Here is a 13,169-nt window from a genome sequence, read left to right as displayed (position 1 = left end):
CCTAAACAAGACCAGTCAAAGAAACAGAATAAGATTTTTCACGCAGACACAGCACATACAGACGTATTGTCCTCTGCATGTTTCAACGGACACTTCAGTGTACAAAAATGAGGCTGTGTTATGGACGATCATTCCCTGCACCGGCGATCACCGCACGGGTGAAAATGATCGTGACGACGGATCATATCGCAAAAGCGGGACAAGATCCTCATCCTTTTACACAGTTTTCCGGGTTTTTATCCACAGGGGCTGTCAGCCCGTCCGGAGCGGGATTCAGGCCGGAGTATAACGAATCCCGGCAGGAGAATACAGCGGGAAGATCCCGTTTGGGGATAAGTTTTGGTGAATTATCCTCAGGCAGAAAATCAGTGGTCCGGATCGGGGTATCGATCGAATATTCACAGATCGCTGATCGATCCTTGCGCTTTGCCGGGGAGTCCGTATAATCTTGCACCCTGTGCGTGTTATCTGTGTCTTGATGCAGTAATGTGTACAGGCAGGTTATGGGTAAATGCAATTATGTGCAGAAATCTGTGTTATCGCGCCATCTTTGATTGACGGACAGGCCCGGATTTTATTACAATCTCGCATCTTTCCATATTGATGTTGCGATAAGGCGCAGAGGTCAGCCACTTTCCGTGATGGCCCTTTCAGCAGAAAGATGTGAATCCGACGCTGAATTTACTGTTTGCCGATGCGTTTACTGAATCAGTAATAATTTAAAGTTTAGGTAGAAACCGCTATGAAACGCACTTTTCAACCGTCCGTACTGAAGCGTAACCGTTCCCATGGTTTCCGCGCTCGTATGGCCACTAAAAATGGTCGTCAGGTTCTGGCTCGCCGTCGTGCTAAAGGCCGCGCTCGTCTGACCGTTTCTAAGTAATAAAGCTAACCATCTGACGTGGTTAAGCTCGCTTTTCCGAGGGAGTTACGTTTGTTAACTCCCGAGCATTTCAACTTTGTCTTCCGGCAACCACAACGGGCAAGTACTCCTGAAATAACACTTCTGGGACGCCGTAATGAGCTGGAACATCCCCGCATTGGTCTTACCGTCGCTAAAAAAAACGTGAAACGGGCTCATGAGCGCAACCGCATTAAACGGTTAGCGCGTGAATACTTTCGTCTGCACCAACATGAGTTGCCCGATATGGATTTCGTGCTTCTGGTAAGAAAAGGGGTATCGGAGTTGAGTAATCGCGAGATTACGGAAGCATTGGGTAAGTTATGGCGTCGTCACAGTCGCTTGGCGCACGCTTCCTGATCCTGTTAATCAGAGGTTACCAGCTGGTGATAAGTCCGCTGCTGGGACCGCGTTGCCGCTTCACACCAACCTGTTCGCAATACGGAATTGAGGCATTGCGCAGGTTTGGTATGATAAAAGGCGGTTGGTTAACGGTGAAACGCGTATTAAAATGCCACCCTTTACACGAAGGTGGTGATGATCCTGTCCCACCTAAAAATGATGATAACAGAGAACATTAACGATGGATTCGCAACGTAATCTTCTATTCATCGCTTTGCTACTCGTATCCTTCTTTGCATGGCAGACGTGGGAAAGTGATAAGACACAAGCACTTAACGCGGCTGTTCAGGCAACGCAGCAGACGACAACGCCAAGTGGTGAAAGCAGCGGGCAGAACAAATATATTACGGTCAAAACAGATGTGCTGTCACTGAACATCAATCTGCGCGGCGGTGATATTGATGAAGCTGACCTTTTGGCTTACCCGGCAACCTTAAAATCCGCAGATCCGTTCCGTTTACTGGAAACAACTCCTGAATTTGCTTACCAGGCAATCAGTGGTTTAACCGGTGCGAATGGTCCGGATAACCCGAATAATTACAAAGAACGCCCGCTGTATACCACTGAAAGCGATACTTTTGTGCTGCCGGAAGGTCAGGATGAACTGCGTGTTCCTCTGACTTTTGTTCAGGATGGTGTCACGTATGTGAAAACCTACACCCTGAAGCGCAAAGATTATGCCATCAGTGTTGATTACACCATCAAAAACGACACCTCAGCTCCGCTGGAAATGGCGTTTTTCGGTCAGTTAAAACAGTCTGTGAATTTACCGGAACGTCTTAACAACGGCAGCAGCAACTTTGCGCTGCATACCTACCGTGGTGCGGCGTACTCATCCGAAGAAACCAACTACAAAAAATACAGCTTCAGTGATATCGAAGATAAACCACTGAACATCAACACCAATGTTGGCTGGGTGGCGATGTTACAGCAGTATTTTGCGACAGCGTGGGTTCCTGAGAAAGGGACTACCAATAACTTCTATACGCTGTACAGCGCTAAAACCGGCGATGCATTCATCGGTTATAAGAGTGATGCAATCCGTATCGGGGCAAACAGCGAAGCGAAATATAACGCAACACTGTGGGTCGGACCGGAACTGCAGAACGAAATGGAAGCTGTGGCACCACACCTGGACTTAACCGTGGATTACGGTTGGTTATGGTTTATTTCCCAGCCGCTGTTCAAGTTACTGAAGTTTATCCACAGCTTCATCGGTAACTGGGGCTTCTCCATCATCGTTATCACCTTTATTGTCCGCGGTATCATGTATCCGCTGACCCGTGCGCAATACACCTCTATGGCGAAAATGCGTATGCTTCAGCCGAAGCTGAAAGCAATGCGTGAGCGTATCGGTGATGACAAACAGCGCATGAGTCAGGAAATGATGGCGCTGTACAAAGAAGAGAAAGTGAACCCGCTGGGTGGCTGCTTACCGCTGATTATCCAGATGCCTATCTTCCTGGCGCTGTATTACATGCTGATGGGCTCGGTGGAACTGCGTCACGCACCGTTTATCGGCTGGATCCATGACTTATCCGCACAGGACCCGTACTACATCCTGCCGATTCTGATGGGTGCAACGATGTTTGTGATCCAGAAACTGTCTCCGACAGCGGTCACAGACCCGTTACAGCAGAAGATTTTCACCTTCATGCCGGTGATCTTCACAGTCTTCTTCCTGTGGTTCCCGTCAGGTCTGGTTCTGTACTATATCGTCAGTAACCTGGTGACTATCCTCCAGCAGCAGATTATCTATCGCGGCCTGGAAAAACGCGGTCTTCACAGCCGCGACAAAAAATAAGCCCGTGACCGGCGGGGAATCTCTGCCGGTCTTATAGTATTATTTAAAGGCGGTCATATTGACCGCCTTTATTGTTTATCACACGGTGAGAAAGAGAGAGATGGCCATGAATAACGCTGAAATTCAGAGCACCGATACCATTGTGGCACAGGCAACCCCGCCGGGACGCGGCGGAGTCGGTATTCTGCGTGTGTCCGGCCCGCAGGCGGCACAGGTGGCTCAGATTGTACTGGGGAAACTCCCGAAAGCGCGTTATGCCGATTATCTGCCTTTCCGTGATGAAACCGGCAAAGTTCTGGATCAGGGGATCGCGATTTTCTTCCCCGGCCCGAACTCCTTTACCGGTGAGGATGTGCTGGAGCTCCAGGGACACGGCGGGCCGGTTATCCTCGATTTATTGTTAAAACGTATTCTTCTTATCGATAATATCCGTATCGCCAATCCCGGTGAGTTTTCCGAGCGCGCATTCCTTAATGACAAGCTGGATCTGGCGCAGGCGGAAGCCATCGCCGACCTGATTGATGCCAGTTCTGAACAGGCCGCCCGTTCTGCCATGAATTCATTGCAGGGTGCTTTCTCCGGTGAGGTGCATCAGATGGTGGAAGCACTCACTAATCTGCGGATCTATGTGGAAGCCGCAATCGACTTCCCGGATGAAGAGATCGATTTTCTCTCCGACGGCGTGATTGAAGCCAAACTCGATACCGTGATTGCTGACCTGGAGCGGGTACGCTCTCAGGCACGTCAGGGCAGCCTGCTGCGTGAAGGGATGAAAGTGGTGATTGCGGGTCGCCCGAATGCCGGAAAATCCAGCCTGCTGAATGCCCTGGCCGGACGCGAAGCTGCGATTGTGACTGATATTGCCGGGACCACCCGTGATGTGTTGCGTGAACATATTCATATCGACGGTATGCCGCTGCATATTATCGATACTGCCGGTCTGCGCGAAGCCGGGGATGAAGTTGAGCGGATTGGTATCGAACGTGCCTGGCAGGAAATTGCGCAGGCGGACCGTGTCCTGTTTATGGTGGACGGCACCACGGTGGATGAACAGACCCCGGAGCAAATCTGGCCGGAATTTATGTCTCGCTTACCGGCCGGTATTCCGGTCACCATTATCCGCAATAAAACGGATATCACCGGGGAAATCACCGGCATCACAGAGCGGAACGGTGATACGCTGATTAAACTCTCTGCCCGCGAAGGTCACGGTATTGATTTGCTGCGCGATCACCTGAAAACCACCATGGGATTTGAAGGCAACACCGAAGGTGGATTCCTCGCCCGCCGCCGTCATTTACAGGCACTGAACACCGCCGCAGAGCATCTGATCTCCGGCCACGAGCAGTTAGTGGTTGCCCGCTCCGGTGAATTACTGGCAGAAGAACTGCGCCTCGCCCAGCAGGCACTGAGCGAAATCACCGGGGAATTCACGTCGGACGACTTGCTGGGGCGTATTTTCTCGAGTTTTTGTATCGGGAAGTAAGCTGAAAACTAACACTGATCCGGTTTAACGATTGCCACATTCACTGCCTGTGCCTTACGCCGGGCAGGCAGTGTAATACAGACCAGACAGGTGAAAATCAGTGCAACCCCGGCCCAGCCGGCAGCGGTGAGTTGTTCGCCGACAATAATGGCGGCGAGTGCGGCGGCGACAACCGGTTCCAGTAGTGTAATTGTGGTGGCGGTACTGGCGGGAATACGTGCCAGTGCGTAACCGAAACAGACATAACCCATAAACATCGGCACGCAAGCCATATAAATGCCGACCGCGGCGTTTTGCCACGAATCCAGGAATGGCGCGCCGTAAAGTGCCAACACCGGCATCAGCAGTAACCCCCCGATCCCGAAAATACCGCCCATTGCTGCCCGTGACGGAATGTTGCGCTGCATCAGGCGGCGTGCAGCCCAGGAATAGAGGGCATAAGTAAAGGCGGCGAGTAACCCCAGTATGACGCCGGTCAGTGTGGCAGATGTGTCTGCGGCGGCAATCTGTTCCGTGCCGCCGGAAAGGGAAAGAAGCGCAATACCTGTCAGACCGAGTACAGCGCCGCTCAGCCAGCGCAGTGTCATGCGGGCACCGTCCATGATAATTTCAATGATTGCCGATAAAACCGGTGCTGTTCCGATAGATACCACTGTCCCGATAGTCACCCCGGCCAGTCGCATTGAGCCATAAAAGGCGAGCGGATATACGGCAACAGCAATGGCACCCAATAACAGCAAATGCCATTGCTGCCGGAAAGCGCCGAGGCTGCGGCGGATAGGTGTGATGGCAATCGCAGCCTGGAGCAGCCCGCCGAAACCCATGGCGGCAGCACCGATAGCAATAGCACTGACATCCGGTGCGAAGGTGGCAGAAACCCCGGTGGTTCCCCATAAGAAGGAAGCCAGGATAATGGCTGCAATTCCGGCAAAGTGACCTTTGGGTGTCTGAATCACAGTGCCTCCAGCATGGTTTTTGCCATAGCAGCAGCCTGTAATACCCGTTCACCGTGCTCTTCCAGTCCGGCAAGCACAATTGCACCTTCCAGCAGGAATGTCAGGTGTGTTGTCAGCTGTTCTGCTTTCGCGGTGTCATCCGGCAGCAGCTGATAAAGATTTTTCCGGATAATATCAGCTACTTCAGATTTGTGAGCACACACTTCGCGGCGTTCCTCACTACCGGCCGGAAACTCAGCGGCTGCGTTCAGCAGGCCACATCCCCGAAATCCCCGTTCATAGGCAAACTCAGCATGGTCGTGATAAGCATCAAATATCGCGAGGATCCGCTCTTCCGGAGTTGTTGCCTGTTGCAGGCGGGTGTCATATAACGCCAGCCATTCTTCATGCCGCAGCCGGATGTAAGTGGTCACCAACTCAGCTTTGGAGCTGAAATTGTTATACAGACTTTTTTTGGCGACACCGGCCTTTTTGGTGATCGTATCAATACCGGTTGCCGCAATGCCCTCGTTGTAAAACAAGATGCCTGCGGCTTCCAGTAAACGATCTCTGGCACTGAGCCGGGTCTGTGTTGTGTCGGTGTCTTTCATCCGGAAAATCTCTTGCGATTAAATAGTAGGTATACCAGTATACCTATTAACTTTATATGCACAAGAAATAATCATTGCCGTAAATATATTCAGCTGTTAAACACCGTTGTGACTAAAATCCCTTATTCAGCTGAAAATGTAATGAGAATGTCACTCTTCGCTTTGCACCCGGTGGCGGTGTACCGACAGCAGCAACTCTGATGACAGCATCCATTGCGGCGTTATCCAGTAATTCATAACCGGAAGAGCGGGTAATCGCCGGTGCAAAAGGTTTGCCGTTATCGTCGAGTGAAAATGAGATGGTGCTGATCCCCCGTTGTCCGGCACTGCGGGCCCGGCGGGGGTAATGTTTTTGCTCCTCAATTTTTTGCCGCAGCAGATTAAAGTAATCCTCCTGTGCTTTCCGGTTATCGGCTCCTGCGGTGGCAGAATTTGTCGGGGATACTGCCTGTCCGCCGGATTGCTGAAGTGTTGTTTTATCCTCTCCGGTATCTGCTGTAGTTGTTGTGGTAACAGGTTCTGATTTCTCCGCTTTTTTGTTCACGGCTTTTACTGCCGGTCTTTCTGACGGTGGTTTTGCTGTTTTCACCGGCACTTTCCGGCGGGCGGTTGCCAGTTCTGCCTGTGACGGTGATTCCTGCGGGGGTGGTAATTGTTCCGCTTCCGGTTCTGTTTCCTGATATGCCGGTGCTGCATTCATCTGAATGACAACGGAAGCCACCGGGGTTTGTCCCCGGTTATCAAGTTGATGCAGTTGCGGAGAGGTCACCCGGGGGCTGCTCATGATGAGCAGCCCGGCGACGGAGAAACAAATACCGATTGCGGCAGACGATGTCGTCTGCTGCCATGCTCCGCATTTTTTCCGGTCAAACACGAACGGAGGATGAGGTAATGTTGTTATGCTGTACATAAATCAGAACCTCGCGGAGACATTCAATTTTACAGCCCGGCCTGGTGCCGGCATCATCGAACGGGTGAGCGGGTCGAGGTAATATTCACTGGTCAGGTTGGTGGCGGTCAGTTCCAGAGCAATATCCGGGGTGATTTTATATTTGGCGTAAGCATCCACGGTCAGTACCGAATTCCAGCGCATCGGGTAGTTATTAAAATCGCTGTATTTTCCCGGAACAATACCCATCAGACGTTTCTCCTGGCTGTTTTCCACCGCACTGTGGTAGAGCCAGCGGCTGCCGATTTCTAATGATTCCTGCAATAAACGCCCGCCGAGGTTAAAGGTTACAGAATAATGCGGCTGAATTTGGGTACGCAGGAACCCGCCCGGATAACCCCCGTCAATGCATGACGGGATATCTTTCAGACCTGTCGGGTCCATAAAGGCATGAGATGTTTCATCACAGACTTTATTAGTGAGGTTATAGGTTACACCCAGATCACTGAAGATCCAGCCATGATCATAACGGGCCTGAATTTCAATCCCTTTCAGGATCTGTTTATCCATCTGTGAAAAACGGAAATAGTTATCACGATCAAAGACATTGAGGATATCTGTATGGAAGTAATTCAGCCGGATATCCGCATGACGGTCAGCATGGAGCAGTGATTTTCCGTTAAAAACCACACCGTATTCCCGGGTTACCGCATGTTCCGGTTTATAACGGTAACCGATATGCGGGACAGAGGAACCGGAGAACCCGACAGTATCCTCAAACAGGCTCGGCATACGTACGGTTTCCGCATAGCGGCCATACAGACGCAGATCATCGGTCAGATGAACCGAGGCAGACAGCATCGGTGTCCAGGCGATGGCCTGGCGGCGGGGTTTTTCTTTCCAGGTATGGGTAACGGGTTGCACTTCTCTGTCACCGTGCTGAATAGGATAATTATTATATTCATAGAGATAGGTTTCCTGCCCGGTGTAAGGGTCAATACTCCGTAATGCGGTATCGATATCCGGCCGGTCTTTCTGTTTCAGGCGTCCGTCGCTGGTATCTACCGGCCAGAATTTTTTTTCGCGAACCATCATGCGAACTGCTTTATTGGCCGGGTTATCTCTGTAACGTACTGGCGAAATCGTTTTTCCCCATGTTGCTTGCCTTTCTTCCGGGGTCAGTTCGAACCACATACCCTGCTGCCGTTTTTTATAAGCCTGCGATTCTGTTTCCGTCATATTCCGGAAATAGTTCAGGTAATAACCGGTAACTTCATAGTCTTGTTTACAGTAAGGGTCTTTACGGGCAGCGCACTCGTTGGAGAGATCATCGACACTCCAGTATACGGTTTGTCTGCCGCCGGCACTGAGCGACAGCCAGGAGACCGGCTGCCAGTCCAGACTGACGGATTGCTGATATTCAAAGCGGCGGCCTTTACGGGCGGGAACAGCGAACATAAAGAGTTTATAGTTTTCCAGGCTGGTATTACTGTCCAGATGCTCAAACTGCATATTGGCGGCCAGAGTCACCGACAGTTCCGGGGTAAAAGCAAATTTATTGCTGAAATCCAGCCCGTAACGCTGATTCTGTACATTCAGGGCAGCGGTGTTAATCAGTGTGCCGTCGATTGCCGGGTTGATGGTGCTGATATCCCCTTGTTTATAGCCATCGTCCATGTTTTTCGGGTAGCGCGGCCAGCCGCCGCCGGAGTTGGTATTGCTGGTGGTCAGAGTCGTCCACAGGCGGATATCTGCATCAATATAGGCAAGATGTGCCGGTTGGGATTTCAGGTGAAGATAACCGGCCTGTGCATGCAGGTCAGCCAGCGGCCACTGCGGAATAATATTATCCTCAGCTCGGATCCAGCCCAGCCGTGAAGGCATAATATCGCCGAAATCAGAGCGGGTATCGCGCCAGCTGAGTTGCAGCGCGTGGTCATCATTCAGATACCAGGTATTTTTTATCAGCCAGGATTCCGTTTTTGCCGATGTATTGGGAACTTCATTACCCTTGCGGTAAATACGGGACACAAACGGCATATACGGGTCATAGGTTTTGTCGGATGTTTGCAGAATACCGATATCACTGTCAGACATTTCATCATTATAGTTTTCGCTGTGGCGTTTACCGGCAAAATAGTTTCCCCGGTCACGGTAAGCATAAGCCAGTAACAGATCCATATTTTCCTGACGGGTACCTACTGCCAGACGCCAGGCGTAATCACTGTTATTCAGTGCGGGGGCATTATCCCGGTTTTCCGGGGTTAAGTGGGTGCCGGGGTCGTCAATAATAAGCCAATCGAACTGCATATTATCCACAAGGCGGTAATCTTCCCCGATCCCCAGATTGGGTATCCGGGCTTTGGTGGTGTTACTGCTGTTTTCCAGCATCAGTGCAGCACCAAACTGGTCACCGTTTTTCACCACGTCATTGATGGTGAGTGTTTTCATGGCAACACCGCCGCCTACCGACGTTTTCAGGAGCGGATTAAGGGACGGGCCTTTTTCAATCTCAATTTCACTGATCAGCATCGGGTCGAGGTAATTACGGTTATTGGCACCGTTATAACCCCGGTACACCGTCACGGCCTGTTCGGTGCCATCGATGGTGACCGGTACACGACCCGGCCCCTGTATTCCGCGGATATTGACATCCAGCGCATTACCGTTGCGGGCATCACCGCTGAATACCCCGTTGGCGCCTTTGAGAATATCGGCGGCAGAGGCGCCTTTATAGCGCTCTATTTCTTCTTTGGTGAGGATCAGGGTGGAGACATTTTTGTCATAGATTTTATCTTTGGCGCTGTCAGCAGCAGCCTGTTCATTACGGAGCGTAATGTCGCCCAGTTGCTGATTTTTTTCCTCTGTCGCCAGTCCCGGCAGCGGGATAAATAACACGGGCAGAAGCAGTGTGATTGTTTTATATGGATGACCAGATAATGGTGAATGCGAAGACATAACGATTCCCGGATGATAAAAAATAAATAATCAGAAAGGGTTAAAACAGCCGTTCAAAACGCAGCATGATTTCAGTCTGCCGGTAGGTATAAAGCCACGGTACGGAACTGCGGTTACGGGTGTGGATCAGTGAAAGCTGAGGTGAAATCTGCGCGAATGACGGCGGATAGAGCGCGAGTGTTGTGCTGTACTGTCGGGTGAGATCCTCCCTGGCCTGGCGGTGTAACGGATGTGTGTGGTGATAACGTTTACGGGTGTAAACGGCATGAACAGACTGGGACACAGACGGGTGCCACAGATAGGTCAGGCCGGTATGCAGGGCAGCCGTCCGGTAATGTTTATAGGGATCGTTTTTTTTGTGAACGGTGGTTTCTGCCTGTAAATACAGTGTGGTCGCCGGATGCGGACGCCAGGTTATCTGTGGCATCAGCTGATATTCAGTGCCGTTATGTGAATACAGATAAGGCTGATAACGGTGCTGCCGCAGTGCAGCCAGTCCGCTCAGAGACCACTCCGGGCTGAGTTGCTGATTCAGATACGTTTGTAAACCGTAAGAAGAGGAAAAACGGCGTCCGGCGGAAAAATGCTGCTCCAGCAGCGGGGTCAGTTGCCATAAAGTATGGCGATCCTGATAGTGATAACCCGTTTTAGCGGTCAGCGTTACGGTATTGGCTATCTGATTCGCGGCATCATACCGCGTGGATATCCGGTAGTGCTGCGTCAGAAAATGAGAGCCGGACAGCGGTGTCAGCCTGCGTAAATCCCAGTCGCTGCGCCATTGTAAGACGGCATGGGGGATCTGCGGGATAAGGCTGGCGTAACAGGAACCATCAGGACTGTAGTGCAGGCAGTGTGCTGTCGGCAGCGGGGTCTGATAATAATTATCCGTGTAATGGCTGCCGGCACTGATCATTAATGACCAGCTGAGTGCCCGGGTGAGTTCGGTAATGGTACGGGTAATTTCCGGATAGTGGGGAGAGGTCACCGGCAGGCGCTGACTCAGTTCCCGGAACAAAAGCAAGGCGTTTCCGATCTGACGATCGGCCCGGTAGCTGCGGGCCAGTTCCAGTTGTGCGGCAAAGAAATGAGGTTTCTGTTGCAGAATGGTGTTATATAACCCGATAGCAACCCCCGGGCGCTGATTTAAATAGGCCAGCTTTGCCTGGCTGAAGATAATCAGTAACTGGTCAGCCTGATGTTCCTGCTGATAAACAGATAAGTAATGATAAATCGCTTTGAGGTTATTTTTCTTTAGTGAAAGGTATAAATTCCGTGCAGTATTATTATCTTCTGAATGATTGTTTTTTTGTATAGTTGCAGATGCCGGTAATGAAAAAACAAGTAATAATAAAAAAAAGAATAAATCCGTAAATTAACTTTATCTGCGACGACATATTTATATCCGGTAAACACCGGGAACAGAGAATCTGTTCCCGGTGAAATGTATCAATAATAAATTAAGATTTGGTTCCGCCGAACGCGATATTCTTCGCTTTATCGCTGCTGAATTCAGCATAACCGGCAACCTGCTGTGCATTGTCACCAAAGAAATGCCCGTTGGTTATCCCGCTGACGGTTGTGGTATCAGTACCGGTGGTGCTGACAGATGCGCTACCACCAAAGGCTGAACCACTGACAGTGCCGCTCAGGCTGTAGCTGAGGCCGGTTGAGCTGAGAGAGCCGGTAAAGGTATTGGCATCAAAATCGGTGCTGAATGTACCGCTGATCTGTTCACCGCTGCTGTAGCCGCTGAGTCCTTTAATGCTGTACTGTGCAGTGCCTTCGGATGGCATAGCAGCGGTGATATCTTTCCCTGCGTAATACGCCATATGAGAATCATCGCTGAAATCCGTACCGGAAACCCACTCACCGTAATAAATATCGGCATCTGCTATTTTGGCAAAATTAAAAGAGCCCATATTGCCGTGTGACTGCGGAACAGAGGTGATAACAGAAACTCCGTTATCGTTAGGAACTGCACGGTTTGGCCCCTGCAGCCCGGCAAAGCTGACTTTCATTCCGCCGCGCATGCCGGAATAACCGATTCCCGGTTCTCCGCCCGGTGACGAATGGCCTCGTCCGCTGGATGCTTCTGTTACACCAACAATAATATGAGCGCCATCTGGTGTAGTGGAACTGCCATAGCCCGCATCAGCCTGAGCCTGTACAGCGGAGAATGCGGCACACAGGGTAACCAGTGTCGCCAGCGGGGTTTTCAGGTTAAACATCTTCATAAATTAAACTCCTTATAATTTCATGAATGATCGGGTGAATAAAAAGGTATTTTCCGGCGTGTTTCCGGAAAACAAATAAACGATAAAGGAGAATGAATTTTGTGTAAATGAGAATTATTATCATCCGTTGCAATGGGAATAATTTGATTAGAATGCTAATTAAGTAACGAACTAAAAAATCACTCTTTTTTATTTTTTATGACAGTTTTATTTCAAATATAAGAATGAAAATATGTGATGCACATTCAGAGTTTTTTTGTACGGTAAATCCGGTTATTAATTCATGAAGGAAATTTAAATTCTGATGTTATTTTTTCATTTTATTAATGATTGAATTTCAAAAGCAATAATAATGCATTTAATTAACGGCTGTTATCGCATTTGATTTTGTATTTATGTTTCATACTGTCCGGTATATGAAGGCTAAACAGATAATCTGATGATGAAACACACTCTGACATTTTTGCTGTTAACGGTGCTGATGCTGACCGGCAACCCGGCCGCGGCCGCATGGCCGCAAACCGGAAGAAACGATATTTCTGAGCGTTATGACGTTATTACTCTGACACCTGATATGCCGGTACCCGGCTCAGTCAATAATAATCCTGCAACACAGGGGCTGCGCCTGATCGGGTTACGGCGTGACGGTAACGGGGAGTACACAGAGGTCACCCGCCAGTTTTCCTCCGGCGCGACTAAGCGCATTCATTACAACGGGCGGCAGTACCGGGTCGTCGGGGATGTTTACCGGGCTGATAATCTGTCAGATAGCGGGCAGTGGGATAAAGGGCAGTCTGTGGTGACGGAAGAGTATTACGAAATTCTGGATAAAAACGGAAAGCGGACAGGGAAGGGATTCCGGTTTTCCCGGCGGGACTAAGTGCGGAATTATAAAGCTAACGTTAATTATTTTTAGCTGAAAACCATTAATATATACGCAACAGAGTAT

At 50.1% G+C, this 13,169-nt stretch carries 12 protein-coding genes and 1 pseudogene; 6 read left to right on the top strand and 7 right to left on the bottom strand.

Translation table 11 applies throughout. The features are described 5' to 3' along the window. Positions 1-742 precede the first annotated feature (742 nt). The 5 genes from rpmH (at position 743) to mnmE (ending at position 4,593) form a co-directional block, all read left to right on the top strand. Entirely contained in the window at positions 743-883 is a 141-nt protein-coding gene (gene rpmH / locus JC793_RS19470; RefSeq protein WP_000831330.1) for a 50S ribosomal protein L34, read from the top strand. Between the two features lie 18 nt (positions 884-901). Then, positions 902-1,261: a ribonuclease P protein component gene (rnpA, locus tag JC793_RS19465; protein ID WP_071592722.1), complete on the top strand. Its 360-nt coding sequence runs from the start codon at positions 902-904 to the stop codon at positions 1,259-1,261. Then, positions 1,225-1,482: a membrane protein insertion efficiency factor YidD gene (gene yidD / locus JC793_RS19460; RefSeq protein WP_015422368.1), complete on the top strand. Its 258-nt coding sequence runs from the start codon at positions 1,225-1,227 to the stop codon at positions 1,480-1,482. The genes rnpA and yidD overlap by 37 nt, the downstream gene beginning before the upstream one ends. Before the next feature lie 2 nt (positions 1,483-1,484). Further along, complete coding sequence (gene yidC, locus JC793_RS19455; protein WP_046892837.1) at positions 1,485-3,107, top strand: membrane protein insertase YidC; 1,623 nt, start codon at positions 1,485-1,487, stop codon at positions 3,105-3,107. Positions 3,108-3,228: 121 nt separating this feature from the next. Continuing rightward, on the top strand, positions 3,229-4,593 hold the full coding sequence (gene mnmE, locus JC793_RS19450) for a tRNA uridine-5-carboxymethylaminomethyl(34) synthesis GTPase MnmE (protein ID WP_108657563.1): 1,365 nt from the start codon (positions 3,229-3,231) through the stop codon (positions 4,591-4,593). 8 nt (positions 4,594-4,601) lie between these two features. On the opposite strand, the gene JC793_RS19445 is transcribed toward mnmE, so the two are convergent. The 7 genes and pseudogenes from JC793_RS19445 to JC793_RS19420 form a co-directional block, all read right to left on the bottom strand. Then, positions 4,602-5,549, bottom strand: coding sequence for a DMT family transporter (locus JC793_RS19445; protein ID WP_218427057.1), 948 nt, complete (start codon positions 5,547-5,549; stop codon positions 4,602-4,604). Next, on the bottom strand, positions 5,546-6,139 hold the full coding sequence (locus tag JC793_RS19440) for a TetR/AcrR family transcriptional regulator (protein ID WP_218427055.1): 594 nt from the start codon (positions 6,137-6,139) through the stop codon (positions 5,546-5,548). Before JC793_RS19440 ends, JC793_RS19445 begins: the two co-directional genes overlap by 4 nt. Positions 6,140-6,251: 112 nt before the next feature. Then, positions 6,252-7,049: an energy transducer TonB gene (locus tag JC793_RS19435; protein ID WP_218427053.1), complete on the bottom strand. Its 798-nt coding sequence runs from the start codon at positions 7,047-7,049 to the stop codon at positions 6,252-6,254. Positions 7,050-7,052: 3 nt separating this feature from the next. Continuing rightward, positions 7,053-9,986, bottom strand: a complete 2,934-nt coding sequence (locus JC793_RS19430) for a TonB-dependent receptor domain-containing protein (RefSeq protein ID WP_218427051.1) — start codon at positions 9,984-9,986, stop codon at positions 7,053-7,055. A 40-nt stretch (positions 9,987-10,026) separates the two neighbouring features. After that, the gene (locus JC793_RS19425) at positions 10,027-11,007 is read right to left on the bottom strand and encodes a surface lipoprotein assembly modifier (RefSeq protein ID WP_247717293.1); all 981 of its coding nucleotides are present in this window, start codon (positions 11,005-11,007) and stop codon (positions 10,027-10,029) included. A 60-nt stretch (positions 11,008-11,067) separates the two neighbouring features. Continuing rightward, positions 11,068-11,217, bottom strand: a pseudogene (locus JC793_RS19870) (surface lipoprotein assembly modifier); the annotation flags it as partial. Positions 11,218-11,443: 226 nt separating this feature from the next. Then, on the bottom strand, positions 11,444-12,220 hold the full coding sequence (locus tag JC793_RS19420; protein WP_218427049.1) for a Slam-dependent surface lipoprotein: 777 nt from the start codon (positions 12,218-12,220) through the stop codon (positions 11,444-11,446). Between the two features lie 439 nt (positions 12,221-12,659). On the opposite strand from JC793_RS19420, the gene JC793_RS19415 reads away from it, so the two are divergent. Continuing rightward, positions 12,660-13,100 carry a hypothetical protein gene (locus JC793_RS19415; protein WP_247717292.1) on the top strand — a complete coding sequence of 147 codons (441 nt, stop codon included), beginning with the start codon at positions 12,660-12,662 and terminating at the stop codon, positions 13,098-13,100. Positions 13,101-13,169: the final 69 nt, after the last annotated feature.

Source organism: Morganella morganii, assembly GCF_019242955.1.
GTDB lineage: Bacteria > Pseudomonadota > Gammaproteobacteria > Enterobacterales > Enterobacteriaceae > Morganella > Morganella sibonii.
Note: the sequence above shows the minus strand (reverse complement) of the source record. Positions and strands in the feature narration are given on the sequence as shown.